Source organism: Thermohalobaculum sp. (assembly GCF_058622915.1).
The window spans coordinates 1-20,278 of record NZ_JBZSYN010000012.1; the positions used below are offsets into that span (position 1 = coordinate 1).

Sequence of the window (20,278 nt, forward strand, 5' to 3'; positions counted from 1 at the left end):
CCTGGCTGCGCGTCGGCGGCCCGGCCGAGGTGCTGTTCCAGCCTGCCGACCCGGACGACCTCGCCGCCTTCCTCGCCGCCTGCCCGGCGGACGTGCCGGTGACGCCGCTCGGGGTGTGCTCGAACCTGATCATCCGCGACGGCGGCCTGCCCGGCGTCGCCATTCGCCTCGGCCGCGGCTTCAACGGCATCGCGCCGCTCGCCGGCCACCGCCTGCGCGCCGGCGCCGCCGCGCTCGACGCCCAGGTGGCCAGGCGGGCCGCCGAGGCCGGCATCGCCGGGCTCGAGTTCCTGCGCACCATCCCCGGCGCCGTCGGCGGCCTGGTCAAGATGAACGCCGGCTGCTACGGGGCTTACGCCGCCGACGTCGTGGTCGAGGTCAGCGCCATCGACCGCGCGGGGCGACGGCTCACGCTGACAGGCGCCGAGCTCGGCTTCGCCTACCGCGCCTCGGCCCTCCCCGACGACACCGTGGTGATCGGGGCGACCCTCCAGGGCCGGCCCGGCGACCCGGCCGCGATCCACGCCCGCATGGAGGCTTATGCCGCCCGGCGCGAGGCCAGCCAGCCGCTGCGCGAGCGCTCCTGCGGCTCGACCTTCGCCAACCCCGCCGGGTTCTCCTCGACCGGCGCTCCCGACGACCCGATGGAGCTCAAGGCCTGGAAGCTGATCGAGGCCGCCGGCTGCCGCGGGCTGAGCCACGGCGGCGCCCAGGTCTCGCACAAGCACGCCAATTTCCTGATCAACACCGGCAGCGCCACGGCTGCCGACCTCGAGGCGCTCGGCGAGCAGGTCCGCGCCCGCGTGAAATCGCATGCAGGCGTCGATTTGCGCTGGGAAATCCAGCGCATCGGCGTTACAGTCGATCCTCCGGAGACCGCATGAGCGGCACGGGTCGACTCGCCCGGCAGGAAAACAAGCCGGGGGCGGCCCAGATAGGTTGAGGCGCGGATGTCGGGCAGGACATTTTCCCGCGTCGTGGTGCTCAAGGGTGGCCTGTCGGCCGAGCGGGAAGTCTCGCTCGTGTCGGGCCGCGAATGTGCGAACGCACTGCGTCGCGTAGGCTATGAGGTGGTGGAGGTCGACGCCGGGCATGACCTTGCCCGCGATCTCGCCGATGCCCGGCCGGATGTGGTCTTCAACGCCCTGCATGGCCGCTGGGGCGAGGACGGCTGCGTCCAGGGCATCCTGGAATGGCTGCGCATCCCCTACACCCATTCCGGCGTGCTCTCCTCGGCGCTGGCCATGGACAAGAGCCGGGCCAAGGACGTGTTCCGCGCCGCCGGCCTGCCCGTGGCCGAGAGCCGCATCGTCAGCCGCGCCGAAGCCATGGCCGGCCACCCGATGCGGCCGCCCTACGTGGTCAAGCCGAACAACGAGGGCTCCTCGGTCGGCGTCTACATCGTGGCCGAGGGGGCCAACGGCCCGGCGCGGCTCAACGACGACGCGCCCGAGACCCTGCTGGTCGAGCAGTTCATCCCCGGCCGCGAGCTCACCGTCGCGGTGATGGGCGAACGGGCGCTCGCCGTCACCGACATCATCGCCACCACCGGCTGGTACGACTACCACGCGAAATACGACCAGGGCGGCTCGCGCCACGTGGTGCCGGCCGATGTGCCCGCCGAGATCCTCGAGGCCTGCCTCGCCCACGCGCGCACGGCGCATGATGCGCTCGGCTGCCGCGGCCTCAGCCGCACCGACCTGCGCTGGGACGAGAGCCGCGGGCGCGACGGGCTGATCGTGCTCGAGACCAACACCCAGCCGGGCATGACCCCGGTCTCGCTCGCGCCCGAGCAGGCGGCGCATTGCGGCATTTCCTTCGAGGAGCTGTGCGACTGGCTGGTCGGGGACGCCTCATGCGGCCGCTAGAGCCCGAGCTCGACCTGCAGCCCGAGATCGCGCCCGACGAGGTACGCGCGCCCAAGCGCCACGCGCCGCGCCCCGAGCCAAAGCGCAGCCCCGGCCCCTCGAAGCTCGCCTACCGGATCGCCCGCGCCTGGGCCAAGCCGAGGCTGCGCGGCGCGCTCCTGGTCTACCTGCCGCTGGCGCTGCTCGCCGTCGCCGGCTGGCGCGTCGCCGCCAACGACGCCTGGCGCGGGGCCATCCAGGCCAGGGTCCATGCCCTCGTCAACGACATCGTCTCGCGTCCCGAATTCGCCGTGCGCGGCGTCTCGGTGACCGGCGGCAGCCCCGCCGTCGACGAGAAGGTTCTCGGCGTGCTCGGCGTCTATCCGGGCATGTCCTCGCTGCGCCTCGACGTCGAGGCGCTGCGCCGCCGGGTCCAGGCGCTCGGCCCGGTCGAGAGCGCCACCGTGCGCTTCGACTCCGAAGGCACACTGCGCGTCGCCGTGACCCAGCGCGTGCCCGTCGCGCTTTTCCGCCGCGTCGACGACGTGCTGGTGCTGGTCGACCGCAACGGCGTCGAGATCGGCCCCGCCGGGCCGCGTGCCGACTATCCGCATCTGCCGCTGCTGTTGGGCCAGGGCGCGCCCGGGCACGTCGCCGAGCTGCTCGGCCTGCTTGCCGAGGCGCCCGAGATCGTGCCGCGCCTGCGCGCCGCCATCCGCGTCGGCGAGCGCCGCTGGGACCTTGCGCTCGACCGCAACATGCTGATCCGCCTGCCGGCCGAGGGCGCGCAGGACGCGCTCGCCCAGGTCATGGCGCTGCAATACGGCGAGGAGCTGCTCGACCGCGACCTCTCCGTGATCGACATGCGCGTGCCGTCGCGCCCGACGCTGCGCCTGGCGCCGGATGCGGCGGACACCTACCAGATCCGCAAGGCGGTGACGGCAATCGGGGGAAACCGGACATGAACTTCGCCGAGCTCGCAGCCTTCCGCACCATGCGCACGCGCCTATCCGCGGCCAGCAAGCGCGGGCGCCTGGCCGTGCTCGACATCGGCTCGTCGAAGATCACCTGCCTGGTGCTGAAGCTCGACCCCGCGCGCCTCGCCGAAGCGGGCGAGCACGACCGGCTCGGCACCTCGCTGTTCGGCGCCGTCGAGGTGGTGGGCGCGCGCACCGTGCAGTCGCGCGGCCTGCGCCGCGGCGAGATCATCGACATGGACGAGGTCTGCCGCTGCATCCGGCTGGCGCTCCTGAACGCCGAGAAGATGGCCGCGCCCCGGGTCGACCGGGTCGACCAGGCGATCGTCTCGTTCTCCGGCGGCCGGCCGGAGAGCTTCTCCACCCTGGGCGAGGTCGAGACCGAGACCGGCCAGGTCACCGAGCGCGACCTGTCCAACGCGCTGGCCGCCGCGCCCGAGCCGCCGCTCGGCCAGGGCCGCCAGATCCTGCACGCCCAGCCAGTCGAGATCGCCGTGGACGAGCGCAGCGGCCTGACCGACCCGCGCGGCATGACCGGCGAGCGGCTCTCCATCCTGATGCACGTGCTGGCCGTCGACTCCCGCCCGCTCGCCAACCTGATGGAGTGCGTGCGCCAGTGCGACCTCGACCTCGCCGGCGTGGTCGCCGCGCCCTACGCTTCGGGGCTCGCCGCCCTGGTCGAGGACGAGCAGCGCACCGGCGCGGTGTGCATCGACATGGGCGGCGGCTCCACCTCGTTCGCCGTGTTCCTGCGCGACAACCTGATCTGCGTCGAGCAGATCCGCTATGGCGGCGACCACGTCACCAGCGACATCGCCGCGGGGCTGTTGATGCGCCAGGCTGCGGCCGAGCGGGTCAAGACGCTCTATGGCGGCGTCGTCGCCACCGGCGCCGACGACCGCGAGATGATCGACGCGCCGCGCATCGGCGAGGAGGAGGCGCCGAACCGCCGCCAGATCTCGCGCGGCATGCTGATCGGCGTCATCCGGCCGCGCGTCGAGGAGACCTTCCGCATCCTGCGCCAGCGCCTGGTCGAGTTGGGCGTGACCGAGATGCCGGGCTGCGCCATCGTGCTCACCGGCGCCGCCAGCCAGATGCCCGGCGTCGACGAGATGGCCACCCGCATCCTCGGCCGGCGCCCGCGCATCGGCCGGCCGATCCGCATCGCCGGCCTGCCGCAGGCGCTCTCGGGCCCCGACACCTCGGCCGCGGTGGGGCTCGCCACCTACGCGCTCAGGCCGCATGACGAGCTGTGGGACTTCGAGGCGCCGCGCCCGCTCTCGGCGCGCGGCCGGGCGACCGAAATGATCCGCTGGCTGAAGGCGAGCTGGTGAAATGAACGTGACGTAAAGCCGGCGATCATGTACTCTCCCGGCAAAACCATCGAGCACGACAAAAGACTATCGAGCGAAAAGACGGTCAAACAGGCGGCCGGCAACGGAAACGAGGCAGGAACCATGGTACTCAATCTTCGTCAGCCCGAGGACAACGAGCTGCGTGCGCGCATCACCGTGTTCGGTGTCGGCGGCGCCGGCGGCAATGCCGTCAACAACATGATCGAGAAGAAGCTGCAGGGCGTCGAGTTCATCGTCGCGAACACCGATGCCCAGGCGCTCGCGCATTCCCGCGCGCCACGCAAGATCCAGCTCGGCACCGGGGTGACCCGGGGCCTGGGCGCCGGCTCGAAGCCCGATGTCGGGCTTTCGGCCGCCGAGGAGTCCATCGAGGACATCATGAACCACCTCGAGGGCTGCCACATGTGCTTCATCACCGCCGGCATGGGCGGGGGCACCGGCACCGGCGCGGCGCCCGTGGTCGCGCGTTGCGCCCGCGAGATGGGCATCCTGACCGTCGGCGTGGTCACCAAGCCGTTCCAGTTCGAGGGCGCGCGGCGCATGAGCCTCGCCGAGATGGGCGTGGGCGAGCTGCAGCAGGTGGTCGACACGCTGATCGTGATCCCGAACCAGAACCTGTTCCAGGTCGCCTCCGAGCGCACCACCTTCGTCGAGGCCTTCCAGATGGCCGACGACGTGCTCTACCAGGGCGTCCAGGGCGTCACCGACCTGATGGTCCGGCCCGGCATGATCAACCTCGACTTCGCCGATGTGCGCTCGGTGATGGAGGAGATGGGCAAGGCCATGATGGGCACCGGCGAGGCCGATGGCGACACCCGCGCCGTCGACGCCGCCGAGAAGGCGATCGCCAACCCGCTGCTCGACGAGGTCTCGCTCAAGGGCGCCCGGGGCGTGCTGATCAACATCACCGGCGGCTACGACCTGACGCTGTTCGAGGTCGACGAGGCGGCCAACCGCATCAAGGAGGAGGTCGACGCCGACGCCATGATCAAGTTCGGCTCGGCCATCGACCCGGAGATGGAGGGCCGCATGCGCGTCTCCGTCGTGGCCACCGGCATCGACGCCGAGAACGCGGTCGAGCGCCCGCCGCTCGAGTCCATCTCGCGCCGCCGTCCGCAGGCGACCGACCCCGGCATGATCTCGGCGCTGCGCGGCGGCCAGCGCCGCGCCGAGGCCGTCGTTGCGGCCCAGGCCGAGCCCGAGGCGGCCGAGGCTGCGCCCGCCGAGGCGCGCGCGGCGCCCGCGCCGGTGGCGGAGGTGCGCGAGCCCGAGCCGCGCCAGCCGGCCGTCTCCCGCGCCGCGCCCGAACCCGAGGCCCGTCCCGAGCCGCGCCCCGAACCGCGACCCGAACCGCGACCCGAACCGCGACCCATGGCCGAGCGCCGCGTCTCGAGCGCCCCGACGCCCGACGACATCCGCGCCCGTGCCGAGGAGGTGCGCCAGCGCGCCATGGCCGCGCGCGCCCAGCGCGACGCCGCGGCCCCGCGCCCGACGCCGGTGATCGAGGACGAGCCGGGCCTGTTCGACATCGACCGCGGCTCGGTCGAGCCCCAGCACGAGCCCCAGCCGCAGGCGCAGACGCTGCGCGCCGACCCGCCGGCGCGCCCGCGCGCCGAGCCAGGCCTCGCCGCGCCCGCCTCACGTGGCGCCGAGGCCGACCGCGGCGGCCAGCACGGCCGCGGGCTGTTCGCCATCAACCGCCTGATCCACCGGGTCGCCGGCAGCGGCCACGCGGAGGCGAACGGCGCCGCCGAGCGCCGCGCCGAGAGCATGGAGGACGACGAGGGCGAGATCCCCGCCTTCCTGCGCCGCCAGGCCAATTGACGCCAGGCCAATTGACGCCAGGCCAACTGACGCCAGGCCGAAGCGGCGCGCCGACCGAACGCGGCGCGTCGAAATCTCCCTCTCCGAGGCATCTGGCCGCCCCACTTGGGCGGCCTTTTCTTCGCCGGCGCCGGCGCGCGGCACCGGCCGTCGGAGGCGCCATGTTGCAAAGGGTCATAAAGATTGATTTGAGCGCCCCCGCCCGCGGCCCTAGTTGGGAAAAGGGCTTGGGGCGGATTATTGCGTTCATGAAATCGTCGGGGTGCGGGTTTTATTTCCGGCCGGGCCGGAGAGATGCATGATCGGGCGAAGGACACTACTCCACGCGGTGCGCTTCACGGGCGTCGGGCTGCATAGCGGGCGCCCGGTGGCCATGACCGTGGCGCCGGCGCCGGCCGGGGCCGGCATCGCCTTTTGCCGCACCGACCTGCGCGCCCCCTTGGGCACCCGCCTGGGCACCCGCCTGGGCACTCGCCTGGGCGCCCGCCGCTGCATTCCCGCGAGCCACGAACTTGTGCTCGACACCCCGCTGTCGACCAGCCTTGGCTGGCCCGGCGGCCCCATGGTGGGCACCGTCGAGCACCTCATGGCCGCCTTCGCCGCCGCCGGCATCAGCGACGCCGCGGTCAGCCTCGACGGTCCCGAGCTGCCGGCCATGGACGGCAGCGCGCGGCCCTTCCTCGCCGCCTTCGCCGCCGCCGGCCTGAGCGGGCCCGGGGGGCCTTCGGGGGCACCCTGCCGCGCCATCCGCATCCTGCGCTCCGTCGCGGTCGCGCTGGGCGAGAAGCTCGCCCGGCTCGACCCCGCGCCGCGCTTCGAGATGGCCTTCACCATCCGCTTCGCGGACCCGGCCATCGGCACCCAGTCGAAGGCGCTGGCGCTCGCCGGCGGCGCGCTCGGGGCCGAGCTGGCGGATGCCCGCACCTTCGGCTGCCTCGCCGAGGTCGGGCGCCTGCACCGCGCCGGGCTGGCGCTGGGCGGCAGCCTGGACAACGCCGTGGTGGTCGCGCGCGGCCGCGTGCTCAACCCGGGCGGGCTGAGGCACGCGGACGAGTTCGTGCGCCACAAGATGCTCGACGCCGCCGGCGACCTGGCGCTGGCCGGGGCGCCGATCGTGGGGCGCTACACCGGCGTGCTGGCCGGGCACGCGCTGACCAACCGGCTGCTCCGCCGCCTGTTCGCCACGCCCGCTGCCTGGGAATGGTGCACGGCCACGGCGGACCAGGTGCCCGGCGGCCCGATCCTCCTGCCCGCGGACGGCCCGGCGCGCGAGCCCGTCGCGGTCTGACGCCCCGGCGGCGCCGCCCGCGCGGCGTCAACCAGGAAACGGGCGCACGGGGCGATCCCAGGAAAATCAATGGCTTGAGCCCATAGGCACGTGTGCCCAGCGGCGCGGCGCCGCCGGTCACCCGCCGGCGACCGCCCGGACAGGGCCTCAGTTCCCCGGCACGATCTTGCCCGGGTTGAGGATGCCGCGCGGGTCCAGCGTGCGCTTGATCTCGCCCATCACCGTCCAGGCCTCGCCGTGCTCGGCGGCCATGAACTTGCGCTTGCCCATGCCGATGCCGTGCTCGCCGGTCACCGTGCCGCCCAGCCGCAGCGTGCGCTCGGAGATGCGCGTGGCCAACCGCTCGGCCTCGGCCAGCTCGGCCGGGTCGTCGCGGTCGACCAGGATGGCGAGGTGGAAGTTGCCGTCGCCCACATGCCCGACCAGTGGCGCCATCAGCGGGCTCTGCTTCAGGTCCTCGTCGGTCTGAAGGATCGCCTCGGCCAGCCGCGAGATCGGCACGCAGGCATCCGTCACATAGCCCCGCGCGCCGGGCCTGAGCGACTGCTGCGCGTAGTAGATGTTGTGCCGCGCCGACCACAGCCGGCTGCGCTCCTCGGGCTCCGTGGTCCACTGGAAGCCCAGCCCGCCGTGCTCGGCCACGATGGCGCCCATCGTCTCGGCCTGCTCGGCGACCCCGGCCTCCGAGCCGTGGAACTCGAGGAACAGCGTCGGCTTCTCCGGCATCGCGTAGCCGAAATTCGCGTTGGCGCCGCGGATGGTCAGCGCGTCCAGAAGCTCGATGCGCGCCACCGGCACGCCCATCTGGATGGTCTCGATCACGGCATTGACCGCGTCCTCCAGCCGCTCGAAGGCGCAGGTCGCGGCCGAGACCGCCTCGGGGATGCCATAGAGCCTCAGCGTCAGCTCGGTAATGATCCCCAGCGTGCCCTCCGAGCCGACGAACAGCCGCGTCAGGTCATAGCCGGCGGCCGACTTGCGCGCCCGGCCTCCGGTGCGGATCACCCGGCCGTCGGCCAGCACCACCTCGAGCGCCATCACCGCCTCGCGCATGGTGCCGTAGCGCACCGCGCAGGTGCCCGAGGCCCGCGTTGCCGCCATGCCCCCGATCGAGGCGTCCGCCCCCGGGTCCACGGGGAAGAACAGCCCGGTGTCGCGCAGATGCTCGTTCAGCGCCTTCCTGGTGATGCCGGGCTCGACCACCACGTCCATGTCCTCGGCGTGCACCTCGATGACCGCGTTCATCTGGGCGAAATCCAGCGTGATGCCGCCCTCGAGCGGGATCACGTGCCCCTCCAGCGAGGTTCCCGTGCCCCAGGGCACGATCGGGCAGCCGCGCTCCCAACAGGTGCGCGCCACCAGCGCCACCTCCTCGGTCGAGCGCGGCCAGATCACCGCGTCGGGCGGGCGCGGCCGGTGATAGGCCTCGTCGTGGCCGTGCTGCTCGCGCACGGCCTCGGCGCGGCTCAGCCGGTCGCCGAAATGCGGCTCCAGGGCTTCGATGGCGCTCTCGATCGACATGCTCGGTCTCCCGGGGTGTTCCCCGCCGGGATAAGCCGATCCCATCTTTGCGGCAAGGCATCGCTGCGCGGGATCGCTCGCCGGCCCGGCCCCGGCCGCCCACGCGACGGCGCGCCCGATGCCCGCGCTCGGCTAGTCGATCAGGGCGCCGTCTGAGCCGAAGAACGGGTAGGGGCCGGGGCAGGGCTCGACGAAGCACAGATGCGTCACGAAGCCGTCGTGCCCGCGCCAGTGGTGCAGGTGATAGGCCGGCGGCTCCAGCATGAAGGCCGGCGGCCCTTCCGCGCTCAGATCGAGCGCCACGGCATGCGAGTGGCTGGGGCCGATGCTCGCCGCGACGCCGTGGAAATCCACCTGGACCGCGCGGTGCACATGTCCGCAAATGATCCGGACGACTTGGCGGTGCCGCTTGAGCAGGGCGCCCAGCGCCTCGCCGCCGTCGCAGTTCTGCACGTCCATGTGCCCGATGCCGGTCAGGAACGGCGGGTGATGCATGAAGATGAGCGTCGGCCTCTCGGGCGCCTCATTGAGCCGCGCGGCGAGCCAGTCGAGCCGCTGCCGGCACAGCCGCCCGCCCGGGCGGCCGGGAATGGTCGTGTCCAACCCGATCAGCCGCACCGGCCAGTCCTCGACGGTGTAATTGAGGTACTCGCCGGTGCGGGGCAGGTAGGCATGATCGGGGAACGCCGCGCGCATTGCGGCGCGGTCGTCGTGGTTGCCGGGAATCACATAGGCCGGCATTTCCAGCGGCGCGATCAGCTCGCGCAGGAACCGGTACTCCTCGGGCCGGCCCATGTCGACCAGGTCCCCCGTCATGAGCACGATGTCGGGCCGCGGCTCCAGCCGGTTCACATGGGCGACGCAGCGCGCCAGGCACTCCCCCGTGTCCACCCGCCGATAGGCCATGTGGCCCGCGCGCTTGACATGCGGGTCGGTGATCTGGGCGATCAGCATGTCAATCCCTCAGCACCATGACCGCCTCGGGGTCGACCTCGAGGCCGATCTCGTCGCCCACCCGCACCGGCTGCAGGTCGGCGCTCTCGACCACGATAGGATGGTCGCCGATCCCCTCGATCAAAAGCCGCATGCGGTCGCCCAGGAAGAAGGCGTTGCCGACCCGCCCCCGCAGGTGCGCGCCGTCGCCCGGCGCGATGCGGATCGCCTCGGGCCGCAGCAGGGCCTCGACGCGGCCGGTTTCAGACCGCCGCCAGGGCAGGCGGCCCCCGTTGACCTCCAGGCTGCCCCCGCGCACCTCGCCGGTGAGCCGGTTCACGGTGCCGATGAAGTCGGCCACGAAGCGGGTGGCGGGCTTGAGGTAGATCTCGCGCGGCGTGCCCGTCTGGGCGACCCGTCCGTGGCTCATGACGACGATGCGGTCGCCCAGCATCATCGCCTCCTCCTGGTCGTGCGTGACATAAACGGCGGTGACGCCCAGACGGCGCAACAGCGCGTCGATGTCGACGCGCAGGCGCTGGCGCAACAGCGCGTCCAGCGCCGTCAGCGGCTCGTCGAGCAGCAGCACGCGGGGCCGGATGGCGATGGCACGGGCCAGGGCGACGCGCTGCCTCTGGCCGCCCGAGAGCTGATTAACGCGGCGCGCGCGCAGCTCGGTGATATGCATCATCTCCAGCATCTCGGCGACGCGGGTCCTGACATCCGCCCGCTTCATGTGCCGCAGCTTCAGCCCGTAGGCGATGTTCTGCTCGACGTTCATGTTGGGAAACAGCGCGTAGGTCTGGAACACCATGCCGACATTGCGCCGCTCGATCGGCAGGTGGGTCACGTCCTCGCCGTCATAGAGGACTCTGCCGCCCGCATCGGGCGACTCGAGCCCGGCAATGATGCGCAGCGTCGTGGTCTTGCCGCAGCCCGACGGGCCGAGGAACACGACCGTCTCGCCGCCTGCGATCTCGATATCCAGCGGCTCCAGCGCCCGGGTGCCGTCGGCAAAGGTCTTGGCGCAGCCGACCAGGCTGACGGCGGTTCTTTGCGCGGTGTCGCTCATTGCCCGGGGATCCCCTGCGGTTGGGCCGGCGCCGCCTCGCCCGGCTGCTTTGCCGCCTTGCCCGGCCGGGTCGGCCGCCCCCAGATCTGCAAGGCAATCAGCAGTGGCACGATCATGATGAAGAACACCAGCGTGTAGGCGCTGCCGACCTCGATCCGCATCGAGGCATAGCTGTCGGCCAGGCCCACCGGCAGCGTCTTGGTCAGCGGCGTGTGCAGCATCCAGGTGAGGTTGAACTCGCCGATCGACAGGGTGACAACCATCAGCGCGCCGGCCAGGATGCCCGAGCGGCAGTTGGGCACGATGACGCCGAAGAAGCGTTGCCAGAACCCCGCGCCCAGGCTCGCCGCGCCCTCCTCGAGCGTGCGGAAGTCGATCGAGGACAAGACCGCGAGAACGGCGCGCACCATGAAGGGCAGGGTATAGAGCACATGCCCGGTCAGGATGAACAGCCAACTCGCCCGGAAGTCGCGGAAGCTGCCATAGGTCAGGATCAGCGCCAGCGCGATGGCCAGACCCGGGATGGCCAGCGGCAGCACCAGGAACTCCTCGAGGAACCGGCTGATGCGGCCGGGCCGGGAGGCCAGCACATAGGCCAGCGGCACCCCGACGACGACGGTCACCGCCAGACAGGTGACGGCGATCAGCAGCGACAGATAGATCGTCCCCTGGTAGAGGTCCCACACCTGCCTCACCCAGCGCAGCGTCAGGCCGCTCGCCAGCCCGATGAAGTAGTTCTGGGTGACGCCTGCCGCGATCGACATCACCACCGGCACGACGAGGAAGGCGCAGGCGACCAGCGTCAGCAGCAGCTGCATCCAGAAGACGGGCCCGCGCTTCATCGCATCGCCCCCCTCATCCGGCCGCGGCCGCCGTGGAGGTGCCGGCCAGCGAGCGCGCCAGACTCAGCGCCAGCCAGGTGATGATGCCCAGTACGATGCTCAGCGCCGCCGCCATGGAGAAGTTCGCATAGAGGGTGAACTCGGTGTAGATCGTCATCGGCAGCACGTCGATGTCCGTGGCCAGCGTGAACGCGGTGCCGAACGCCCCCATCGAGGTGGCAAAGCAGATCGCGCCCGAGGCCACCAGCGCCGGCGTCAGGGCGGGCAGGATCACGTCGGTGAAGGCGCGCCACGCCGAGGCGCCGAGCGAGCGCGCCGCCTCCTCCAGCGCCGGGTCGAGCTTCTCGGTCGCGGCCATGATGGTCAGGATCACCCGCGGGATCGAGAAGTAGACATAGCCGATGAACAGCCCCGACATCGAATAGGCGAACACCGAGCGGTGGCCGAACAGCGCGCCGGTGACCTCGGCGATCAGCCCTTGCCGGCCGGCCAGCATGATCACCATGAAGCCCACCACCACGCCGGGAAAGGCCAGCGGCAGGGTGAGCAGCGAGACCAGCAGGTTGCGTCCGGGAAACGCGTTGCGCTCGAGAAACAGCCCGGTGATGACCGAGATGGCCAGCGTCGACGCCGTCACCATGACCGAGAGCACGATCGTGGAGATCAGGCTCTCCAGATAGCGCGGCGTCACCAGAAAGGCCCAGTAGGCGCTGATGCCCTTCTCGCCGGTGCCGGCCACGACCACGAGCCGCGCCAGCGGCAGCAGGAAGAAGGCGGCGAACACCGCCAGCGCGGGCAGCGCGAGGAGTGACAGTTCGAGCCGGTTCCGGTTTCGCATGGTGCCGCGGGAAATCTCAAGCCAGCGCGATCCGCCCGGCCCGTCTCCCGGGCCGGGCGGCTTGCGCGCAGGGCGCGCTCAGCGCACTTCGTTCAGGTAGCGGTCGCCGAAGGCTTTCTGCACCGCCGCCATCTTGGCGAAGTCGACCGAGTGCGCCCGCTTGTAGTCGGACGCCGGGTTGAACTTGGCCGCAACCGCCGCCGGCAACTTGCCGCGCACCGGGTGCAGGAAGGCGTGGGCCCAGATCGCCTGCCCCTTGTCCGACAGGATGAAGTCGAGGATCTTCTTGCCCGCCTCGGGGTGCGGGGCGTTCTTGACCAGGCTCATCACATAGGGGACCACCACCGTGCCCTCCTGCGGGATGACGAAGACCACGTCGGCCTTGTCCTTGTACTTGGCGCGGTAGGCGTTGAAGTCGTAGTCGAACAGGATCGGGATCTCGCCCGACAGCACGCGGGCATAGGACGTCTGCTTGGGCACGATCGGATGGTTCTTCTTGAGCTTCTTGAAGTACTCGATGGCAGGGGTGAAGTTGTCGAGCGTCCCCCCCATCGCCTGGTTGACCGCGACGGCCCCGGCATAGCCGACGAAGGCGCTGCTCGGGTCGAGATAGCCGACCATGCCGTCATATTCGGGCTTCAGCAGGTCCTTCCAGCTCTGCGGCACCGGCTTGCCGCGCAGCGCCGCCTTGTTGATGAACAGCCCCAGCGTGCCGTAGTGGATGGTGAACCAGCGTCCCTTGGGGTCCTTCAGGCCGGCGGGAATGTCGTTCCAGTGCTTGGGCTTGTAGGCCGCGACCACGCCCTCCTCGGCGGCCTTGATGCCAAACGAGACGCCGTAATAGGCGACGTCCGCCACCGGGCTGGCCTTCTCGGCGATCAGCTGCGACAGGGTCTGGCCCGAGTTCTTGTTGTCGGGCGGCACGTCGTAGCCCAGGTTCTTCTTGATCGCCTTGAGCATCGTGCCCCAGTCCGCCCATTGCGGCGGGCAGTTGTAGCAGATGGCGTCGGCGGCCCTGGCGCCCGGTGCCGCCGAAAATGCCATCCCGATGGCCATGGCCGTCACGGCCAGGAGCATGCGCGGTTTCATCCCTTTTCCTCCCTAGGTTCTGCCCGGTTCGGGCCTTGCATCGGCTGACGCCGATATCCGATGGTCCGACGGCCCCGGCGGAGCGGAGGCCGCTCCCCACGAATCGCCGGGCCGGATGCGATGTTCCAGCACCAGATGACACGGCGGTGACACGCCGGTGACGCGATCGAGAAGATGCCGCGCGGCGCGCCCGCCCATGTCCTCGGCGGGCTGGACCACGGTGGCCAGGCTCGGCGTGATCCACTCGCCGGCGGCGATGCCGTCGAACCCGGCCACGGCGATCTGGCCGGGCACCGAGATGCCGAGGGCCGAGAGCGCGCGCATGGCGCGGATCGCGAGCAGGTCGGTGGAGCAGAACAGCGCCGTGACCCGAGGCCGGTGCGCGACGATCTCGCGGCAGGCGGGGGTGAGGTCGTCGGCGTCGAAATCCACCTCCAGCGCCGGGCCGGGTTCGAGCTCCGCCTGTGCCAGCGCGGCCCCATAGCCGCGGCGGCGCAGCTCGGACCGGTCCGAGGCCGCCAGGCGCCCGACGATGATGGCGATGCTGCGATGGCCCCGCTCGATCAGCCCGCCCACGATCGCCTTCGCCGCGGCGGCGTTGTCGACCGTCACGGTCGAGCAATCCGCCCGAAGCGCGGGGTTGAACAGCAGCACGAAGGGCGTGTGCGCCCGCCCCAGCAAGTCCAGGGCCGGGCTGCGCGATTCGTCGGCCACGGTCAGGATCACGCCCTCGACCCGGTTGGCCAGAAGGGTCTCGACCGCCTGCGCCTCGCGCGTCGGATCGTAGTCCGTCGACATCAGGAGCACGTTGTAGCGGCCCTCGGCCGAGGCCGTCTGGATGCCGTGCACGGCGTCGGCGAAGATCGGGTTCTTCAGGCTCGGCACCAGCACGCCGATGGTGCGGCTGCGCTGCGTCTTCAGCATCCGGCCGATCGAGTTCGGCCGGAACCCGGTCGCCTTCATGGCCCTTTGCACGGCCTCGCGACGCGCCTCGCTGACCGTGCCCGATCCGTTCATCACGCGCGAGACGGTGGCGACCGAGACGCCGGCCTGCTCGGCCACGTCGCGGATCGTGGGCGCCCTTGCGTCTCTCTTGGCCGTGTCCCTCAGCATCGCGCTTGCGACGTCATGTATACGATTACGTAAACGTTTTCATAAACCGGCACACCGGTCAAGCGCCTTGGCGGCGCCGCTGTGCGGCCCGCAGCGCAAGGGACCGCCGGCGCGCCGGCGCACGGACGGGGCATTCGGCTGGTGCGCTTCGCAGCCGGCTGCTCTAGTCTTGCCGGCACACTGCGCGAGGGGAGGCAACATGCGCGACACGGACGAGTTCGAGGCCAGGCCGATCCGCACCGCCACCCGCACGGTGCGGCCCGAGTGGATCGACTACAACAGCCACATGAACGTGGCCTACTACACGCTCGCCTTCGACAAGGCGCTCGACGAGGTGCTCGAGCGGCTGGGCGTCGGCGAGAGCTTCGTGCGCGAGGCCAAGATGGGTCCGATGGCGCTGGCCACCCAGATCCACTACCTGGCCGAGCTGGTCGAGGGAGAGGAATTCGCCTGCGACATGCAGCTGCTGGACGCCGACGCCAAGCGCCTGCACTGCTTTGCCACCATGATCCGGCTGTCCGATGGCGCCCCGGCGGCGACCTACGAGACGCTGAGCACGAACGTGGATCTGGCGGCGCGGCGCTCGGCGCCCTACCCGGACTGGGCGCAGCGGCGCATCGCCAGCCTGCTCGCCGCGCAGGCGACGCTGCCGCGCCCGGCGCAGGCCGGCGCCCGCATCGGCATCCGCCGCAAGGGCTGAGCCACCCGCCCTGCTTGCCCCGCCCTACGTGCCGCGGCCTACTTGCACAGATAGCCGTAGCGCAGCCGGTGCGCACCCGGCGGCGTCAGCTCGATATGGTGCAGCCGCACGCCATAGCTGACCAGCTTGACCTTCATCACGCTCTTGTTGTCGAGCTTCACCAGCACCGTGTCGTTGTTCAGCTCGTAGCTCGCGGCCCGCCGCCTGATCCGGCCGTTGCTGATCTTGATCAGCCCGTCCTCAAAGGCGATCGAATCGACGCAGGTGTCGGCGAAATACGCGTCGCTCACCCGCTTGGGCTGGTCGAACAGCGCCCAGCGGCCCAGAAGGAACGACGGCACGTCGCCGCGGTAGATGTCGTAGCCCTTGATGGCGCGATATTGCTCGAGATAGCGCTCGAAGCCCACCACCTTGCTGACCTCGTTGAGATAGAGCTCGGGATCGGAGTTGCGCAGGTCCGAGAAATAGGTCTTCACCCGGTTCTCCTGATAGTCGAGGAACCAGCCATAGGCGGCGAAGAACACGATCAACCCGCCCGCGAGCATCAGCGTTCCGCGGCCGGGCCTCCTGACGAAGCCGCGCAGCCGCTTCCAGTCCGCCCGTAGATAATGCATCCGCAACTCACCCGGTGTTGTGGCCGCACGGCCCCTGCGCATGGGGCGCACCGTCCGGCCGCCGCCTTGAACAACGCATTTGCGCCGTTCGTCCCGAGACGATATGTGAAGCCCTCAGCCGCGGTCTCGCTGCGCGCTCACGTCTCGGCCTCCGGACGCGACGGGGGGAGGGCGCTCAGGCCTGTTCGACCTGCCGATCCGGAGGCATCCGCATGCCACAGACTGCCGTCGCAGACAAGACGCAACCTCTGGCAGAGACGAGGCAGATCAGCCTGATCAGCCTTTCCATCATCGCGCTGATCCTGGGCGCGATCACCGGCTCGGGCGCCATCTTCCTGCGCTGGCTGATCGCGGTGCTGCACAACCTGTTCTTCTTCGGCGAGCTGACCTCGGTCTACAACGCCAACCTGCCGACACCGCCCAGCCCGTTCGGGCCGCTGATCATCCTGGCCCCGGTGATCGGCGGCGTCGTCGTGGTCTACCTCGTCAACCGCTTCGCGCCCGAGGCCCGCGGCCACGGCGTGCCCGAGGTGATGGACGCCATCTACTACCTGAACGGCCGGATCCGCCCGGTGGTGGTGGTGATCAAGTCGCTGGCCTCGGCGCTCTCGATCGGCAGCGGCGCCTCGGTGGGCCGCGAGGGGCCGATCATCCAGATCGGCTCGGGCATGGGCTCGGTGTTCGGCCAGTGGTTCCACCTGCGCCACTGGCAGATCATCACCCTGGTCGCCGCCGGGGCGGGGGCGGGCATCGCGGCCACCTTCAACACGCCGCTCGGCGCGGTGATGTTCACCATCGAGCTGATGCTGCCCGAGTTCAGCCCGCGCACGCTCCTGCCCGTGGTGCTCGCCACCGGCACCTCCACCTATGTCGGGCGGCTCGCCTTCGGCATCGAGCCGGCCTTCCTGGTCGCCAGCCACGCGCGCTCGGACCTGATCGTGCCGCTCTCGGTCGACATGCTGCCGCTCTACATCGCGCTCGGCATCCTGTGCGGGGTGGCCTCGGGCACCTTCGTGCGCGTGCTGCACTGGATGGAGGACATCTTCGACGGCATGCCCTGGAACCCGTATGTGCACAACATCATCGGCATGACCGGGATCGGCGTGCTGATGTACGTGCTCCTGTTGACCACCGGCTACTACCACACCGACGGCGTCGGCTATGGCACCATCCAGACCATCCTGAACGGCCAGCTGACGGCGCCGTGGCTGCTCGGCGTGCTGTTCGTGGCGAAGCTGACGGCGACCACGGTCAGCCTGGGCTCCGGGGCCTCGGGCGGCGTGTTCTCGCCCTCGCTGTTTCTGGGCGGCACGCTGGGCGCGGCCTTCGGCGCCACGGTCGGCCATATCTGGCCGTTTTTGGGCTTCAGCCCGGTGCCCTTCGCGGTGATCGGCATGGCCGGCATCGTCGGCGGCGCCACCGGCGCGGCCATGACCGCGATCATGATGCTGTTCGAGATGACCGGCGACTACACCATCGCGGTGGCCGCGATCATCGCTGTGGCCTGCTCGATCGGGGTGCGCCGCGCCATGATGGACGAGAACATCTACACCATGAAGCTGGCGCGGCGCGGCCACCGCATCCCCAAGGAGCGGCACTCGCACATGTTCCAGATCCGGCACGCCCGCGAGGTGATGTCGCCGGTGATCGGCGTGGTCGAGCGCTCCGAGATCGCGCCCGTGGTGCCGGCCAGCGACGAGCCGCCCTCCGCCTTCGCCGTGGTCACCGAGGAGGGCCGCATCTACGGCGTCGTCGCGGTCGAGGGCGACGATCCGCGGCGCGCCATCGCCACCACCATTCGCCCGGTCGGCATCGCGCGCGAGACCACCTTCCTGCAGACGCTGATGGCGCGCATGGCCCAGCGCGGGCACGCCGCGGTGCTGGTGGTCGGCAACGGCGTGGTGCCGCGGCCCGAAAACGTGGTCGGGGTGGTCACGCGCGAGAACATCGCCGGCTCGATCATCCGCGACTTCGCCCAGTGATTGGCCCAGTGATTGGCCCAGTGATTGGCCCAGTGAGCCGGCGCCGCGTGCCGCCGCGCCCGGGCCGGGCCGCGCGCCGGGCGCAGCACCGGTTTTGCCACCCCTTCCCCAACCCGGCCCGGCTGACTATTCTGCCCGCCGGACTGCCCCGCCGCCGGCGCCCGCCGGAGCCGGCCCCGCGAACGAGAGGACCCCGACGGATGCCCATGCCGCGCCTGCCCCGCCTCCTGCTGGTCGCCGTCCTGACCGCGGCCCTCGCCGGCTGCTCGCTGTTCGGCAGCAAGGAGAAGAAGCCGAAGGTCGAGGACATGAAGCCCGACCAGATCTACGCGCTCGGCTCGTCGCAGCTGCAGAGCGGCAACGACAAGCAGGCGGCGGACACCTTCAACGAGATCGAGCGCCTCTATCCCTTCTCGCAGCTGGCCAAGCGGGCCATCATCATGTCGGCCTTCGCCTCCTATCAGGCCGGCGACTACAGCGCCGCGCGCGCCTCGGCGCAGCGTTATCTCGACCTCTACCCGGCGGACACGGACGCGGCCTACGCCCAGCACCTGATCGCCATGACCTGGTACGACAACATCGTCGACGTGGGCCGTGACCAGACCAGCACCCGGCACGCGCTGACCGCGCTGCGCGACGTGGTCAACCGCTACCCCAACACCGACTATGCCCGCGACGCCCAGCTCAAGATCGACCTCACGCTCGACCACCTCGCGGGCAAGGAGATGACGGTCGGCCGCTACTACCTCAAGCGCGGCAACTACGAGGCCGCGATCAACCGCTTCCAGCGCGTGATCGACGACTATCCGACCACCTCGCAGGTGCCCGAGGCGCTGCACCGGCTGGTCGAGGCCAACCTCGCGCTCGGCCTCAACAAGGAGGCGCTGGCCGCGGCCGCGGTGCTCGGCCACAACTATCCCGGCTCGGACTGGTACGCGCGCAGCTACACGCTGCTCACCGGCAAGCAGATCCTGCCCAAGCACAACAACGGCTTCCTCACCCGCGTGTGGCGTCGGGTCATCCAGGGCAAGTGGCTCTGAGCCGGGGCAGGGCAAGGGGGCGGTCCGGCGGGCGGTCCGGCGGGCCATCCCGGGGCGGCGATGCTGGTCAGCCTTGAGATCCGCAACATCGTGCTGATCGAGGCGCTGAGCCTCGAGTTCCGTCCCGGCCTCAACGTGCTGACCGGCGAGACCGGGGCGGGCAAGTCGATCCTCTTGGACGCGCTCGGCTTCGCGCTGGGGCGCAAGACCGGGCGCGAGCTCGTGGGCGCGTCCGATCAGGCCGGCTCGGCCACGGCCGTGTTCGCGCCCGGGCCCGACCATGCCGTGCGCGCCGTGCTCGACGAGCTCGGGCTCGCCGCCGGCGACGAGCTGGTCCTGCGCCGCGTCGCCGGCCGTGACGGCCCGGCGCGCTGCTTCGTCAACGACCGGCGCACCAGCGTCGAGGCGCTCGCGCGCATCGGCGAGACGCTGGTCGAGGTGCACGGCCAGCACGACGAGCGCGGCCTTCTGAACCCGCGCCAGCACCGCCCGCTGCTCGATGCCTTCGCCGGCCTCGCGCCGGCGCTCGCCGCCAGCCGCGCCGCCTGGGGCCAAGCCGAGGCCGCCGCGCGCCGGCTCGCCGACGCCCGCGCCGGCCTCGAGGCCGCCCGTGCCGACGAGGACTATCTGCGCCACTGTCTCGCCGAGCTCGACGAGCTGGCGCCCGAGCCGGGCGAGGCCGATCGCCTCGACGCCGAGCGCCGCCTGATCCAGCAGGCGGCGAAGATCCGCGACGAGGTGGCCCGCGCCGCCGAGGCGCTGTCGCCCGAGGGCGCCGAGGGCGTGCTGTCGCAGGCGCTGTCCTGGCTCACCCATGCCGCCGGGCGCGCCGAGGGCCTGCTGGATGCACCGATCGAGGCGGTCGACCGCGCCATGCTCGATCTCACCGAGGCCCAGCGCGGCGTCGAGGCCGCGCTCGAGCGCCTCAGCTTCGACCCCGGCCGGCTCGAGGCGGTCGAGGAGCGCCTGTTCGCCATCCGCGGCCTGGCGCGCAAGCACCAGGCCGAGGCGGACGCGCTGCCCGACCTCGCCGTCGAGCTGGCCCGCCGCCTCGACGAGATCGACCTCGGCCAGGCGCGCATCGCCGAGCTCGAGGAGGCCGACGCCGCGGCGCGCCGCGCCTGGCAGGGCGAGGCCGAGGCGCTCACCCAGGCCCGCCGCGCCGCCGCCACCCGCCTCGACGCGCGGGTCACCGCCGAGCTCGGCCCCTTGCGCATGGAGGGGGCGGGCTTTGGCACCGGGA

At 71.2% G+C, this 20,278-nt stretch carries 18 protein-coding genes; 10 read left to right on the plus strand and 8 right to left on the minus strand.

Translation table 11 applies throughout. From position 1 onward, the window contains the following. From murB to lpxC, 6 genes are all read left to right on the plus strand, one after another. Window positions 1-884: UDP-N-acetylmuramate dehydrogenase (gene murB / locus AC32QD_RS00870; RefSeq protein ID WP_492008588.1), on the plus strand; the 884-nt coding region annotated here is incomplete at its 5' end. Between the two features lie 66 nt (window positions 885-950). Beyond that, the gene (locus AC32QD_RS00875; RefSeq protein WP_492008589.1) at window positions 951-1,868 is read left to right on the plus strand and encodes a D-alanine--D-alanine ligase; all 918 of its coding nucleotides are present in this window, start codon (window positions 951-953) and stop codon (window positions 1,866-1,868) included. Then, a complete protein-coding gene (locus tag AC32QD_RS00880; protein ID WP_492008590.1) occupies window positions 1,856-2,812 on the plus strand; it encodes a cell division protein FtsQ/DivIB in 957 nt (318 codons plus the stop codon). The genes AC32QD_RS00875 and AC32QD_RS00880 overlap by 13 nt, the downstream gene beginning before the upstream one ends. Beyond that, complete coding sequence (ftsA, locus tag AC32QD_RS00885) at window positions 2,809-4,158, plus strand: cell division protein FtsA (RefSeq protein WP_492008591.1); 1,350 nt, start codon at window positions 2,809-2,811, stop codon at window positions 4,156-4,158. Before AC32QD_RS00880 ends, ftsA begins: the two co-directional genes overlap by 4 nt. A 123-nt stretch (window positions 4,159-4,281) precedes the next feature. Continuing rightward, window positions 4,282-6,003, plus strand: coding sequence for a cell division protein FtsZ (gene ftsZ, locus AC32QD_RS00890; protein WP_492008592.1), 1,722 nt, complete (start codon window positions 4,282-4,284; stop codon window positions 6,001-6,003). Between the two features lie 298 nt (window positions 6,004-6,301). Beyond that, entirely contained in the window at window positions 6,302-7,291 is a 990-nt protein-coding gene (gene lpxC / locus AC32QD_RS00895; protein ID WP_492008593.1) for a UDP-3-O-acyl-N-acetylglucosamine deacetylase, read from the plus strand. Between the two features lie 147 nt (window positions 7,292-7,438). On the opposite strand, the gene AC32QD_RS00900 is transcribed toward lpxC, so the two are convergent. The 7 genes from AC32QD_RS00900 to AC32QD_RS00930 form a co-directional block, all read right to left on the minus strand. Further along, the gene (locus AC32QD_RS00900) at window positions 7,439-8,812 is read right to left on the minus strand and encodes an FAD-binding oxidoreductase (protein ID WP_492008594.1); all 1,374 of its coding nucleotides are present in this window, start codon (window positions 8,810-8,812) and stop codon (window positions 7,439-7,441) included. A 132-nt stretch (window positions 8,813-8,944) separates the two neighbouring features. Then, the gene (locus AC32QD_RS00905; RefSeq protein ID WP_492008595.1) at window positions 8,945-9,766 is read right to left on the minus strand and encodes a phosphodiesterase; all 822 of its coding nucleotides are present in this window, start codon (window positions 9,764-9,766) and stop codon (window positions 8,945-8,947) included. 1 nt (window position 9,767) lies between these two features. Beyond that, the gene (locus AC32QD_RS00910; protein WP_492008596.1) at window positions 9,768-10,817 is read right to left on the minus strand and encodes an ABC transporter ATP-binding protein; all 1,050 of its coding nucleotides are present in this window, start codon (window positions 10,815-10,817) and stop codon (window positions 9,768-9,770) included. After that, window positions 10,814-11,659: an ABC transporter permease gene (locus tag AC32QD_RS00915; RefSeq protein WP_492008597.1), complete on the minus strand. Its 846-nt coding sequence runs from the start codon at window positions 11,657-11,659 to the stop codon at window positions 10,814-10,816. Before AC32QD_RS00915 ends, AC32QD_RS00910 begins: the two co-directional genes overlap by 4 nt. A gap of 13 nt (window positions 11,660-11,672) precedes the next feature. Next, entirely contained in the window at window positions 11,673-12,497 is an 825-nt protein-coding gene (locus tag AC32QD_RS00920) for an ABC transporter permease (protein ID WP_492008598.1), read from the minus strand. Window positions 12,498-12,575: 78 nt separating this feature from the next. Further along, a complete protein-coding gene (locus AC32QD_RS00925; protein WP_492008599.1) occupies window positions 12,576-13,586 on the minus strand; it encodes an ABC transporter substrate-binding protein in 1,011 nt (336 codons plus the stop codon). Between the two features lie 12 nt (window positions 13,587-13,598). Further along, the gene (locus tag AC32QD_RS00930) at window positions 13,599-14,699 is read right to left on the minus strand and encodes a LacI family DNA-binding transcriptional regulator (RefSeq protein WP_492008600.1); all 1,101 of its coding nucleotides are present in this window, start codon (window positions 14,697-14,699) and stop codon (window positions 13,599-13,601) included. A 199-nt stretch (window positions 14,700-14,898) separates the two neighbouring features. Between AC32QD_RS00930 and AC32QD_RS00935 the strand changes: the two genes are divergently transcribed. Beyond that, window positions 14,899-15,399 (plus strand): thioesterase family protein, encoded by a 501-nt coding sequence (locus AC32QD_RS00935; RefSeq protein ID WP_492008601.1) that lies wholly within the window; start codon window positions 14,899-14,901, stop codon window positions 15,397-15,399. A gap of 38 nt (window positions 15,400-15,437) precedes the next feature. Here the strand turns inward: AC32QD_RS00935 and AC32QD_RS00940 are convergent, their stop codons facing one another. Continuing rightward, entirely contained in the window at window positions 15,438-16,013 is a 576-nt protein-coding gene (locus tag AC32QD_RS00940; RefSeq protein WP_492008602.1) for a hypothetical protein, read from the minus strand. A gap of 212 nt (window positions 16,014-16,225) precedes the next feature. On the opposite strand from AC32QD_RS00940, the gene AC32QD_RS00945 reads away from it, so the two are divergent. The 3 genes from AC32QD_RS00945 to AC32QD_RS00955 all read left to right on the plus strand — a co-directional run. Next, window positions 16,226-17,995 (plus strand): chloride channel protein, encoded by a 1,770-nt coding sequence (locus AC32QD_RS00945; RefSeq protein ID WP_492008603.1) that lies wholly within the window; start codon window positions 16,226-16,228, stop codon window positions 17,993-17,995. Between the two features lie 200 nt (window positions 17,996-18,195). Beyond that, window positions 18,196-19,035, plus strand: a complete 840-nt coding sequence (locus tag AC32QD_RS00950; protein ID WP_492008604.1) for an outer membrane protein assembly factor BamD — start codon at window positions 18,196-18,198, stop codon at window positions 19,033-19,035. 60 nt (window positions 19,036-19,095) lie between these two features. Next, a partial coding sequence (locus tag AC32QD_RS00955; RefSeq protein WP_492008605.1) for an AAA family ATPase occupies window positions 19,096-20,278 on the plus strand: 1,183 nt, incomplete at its 3' end.

Excerpts from the sequence above, each read along its gene's own strand:
- AC32QD_RS00875 (WP_492008589.1), top strand. The coding sequence starts at position 951 with ATGTCGGGCAGGACATTTTCCCGCGTCGTGGTGCTCAAGGGTGGCCTG.
- AC32QD_RS00880 (WP_492008590.1), top strand. The coding sequence starts at position 1,856 with ATGCGGCCGCTAGAGCCCGAGCTCGACCTGCAGCCCGAGATCGCGCCC.
- ftsA (WP_492008591.1), top strand. The coding sequence starts at position 2,809 with ATGAACTTCGCCGAGCTCGCAGCCTTCCGCACCATGCGCACGCGCCTA.
- ftsZ (WP_492008592.1), top strand. The coding sequence starts at position 4,282 with ATGGTACTCAATCTTCGTCAGCCCGAGGACAACGAGCTGCGTGCGCGC.
- lpxC (WP_492008593.1), top strand. The coding sequence starts at position 6,302 with ATGATCGGGCGAAGGACACTACTCCACGCGGTGCGCTTCACGGGCGTC.
- AC32QD_RS00900 (WP_492008594.1), bottom strand. The coding sequence starts at position 8,812 with ATGTCGATCGAGAGCGCCATCGAAGCCCTGGAGCCGCATTTCGGCGAC.
- AC32QD_RS00905 (WP_492008595.1), bottom strand. The coding sequence starts at position 9,766 with ATGCTGATCGCCCAGATCACCGACCCGCATGTCAAGCGCGCGGGCCAC.
- AC32QD_RS00910 (WP_492008596.1), bottom strand. The coding sequence starts at position 10,817 with ATGAGCGACACCGCGCAAAGAACCGCCGTCAGCCTGGTCGGCTGCGCC.
- AC32QD_RS00915 (WP_492008597.1), bottom strand. The coding sequence starts at position 11,659 with ATGAAGCGCGGGCCCGTCTTCTGGATGCAGCTGCTGCTGACGCTGGTC.
- AC32QD_RS00920 (WP_492008598.1), bottom strand. The coding sequence starts at position 12,497 with ATGCGAAACCGGAACCGGCTCGAACTGTCACTCCTCGCGCTGCCCGCG.
- AC32QD_RS00925 (WP_492008599.1), bottom strand. The coding sequence starts at position 13,586 with ATGAAACCGCGCATGCTCCTGGCCGTGACGGCCATGGCCATCGGGATG.
- AC32QD_RS00930 (WP_492008600.1), bottom strand. The coding sequence starts at position 14,699 with ATGCTGAGGGACACGGCCAAGAGAGACGCAAGGGCGCCCACGATCCGC.
- AC32QD_RS00935 (WP_492008601.1), top strand. The coding sequence starts at position 14,899 with ATGCGCGACACGGACGAGTTCGAGGCCAGGCCGATCCGCACCGCCACC.
- AC32QD_RS00940 (WP_492008602.1), bottom strand. The coding sequence starts at position 16,013 with ATGCATTATCTACGGGCGGACTGGAAGCGGCTGCGCGGCTTCGTCAGG.
- AC32QD_RS00945 (WP_492008603.1), top strand. The coding sequence starts at position 16,226 with ATGCCACAGACTGCCGTCGCAGACAAGACGCAACCTCTGGCAGAGACG.
- AC32QD_RS00950 (WP_492008604.1), top strand. The coding sequence starts at position 18,196 with ATGCCCATGCCGCGCCTGCCCCGCCTCCTGCTGGTCGCCGTCCTGACC.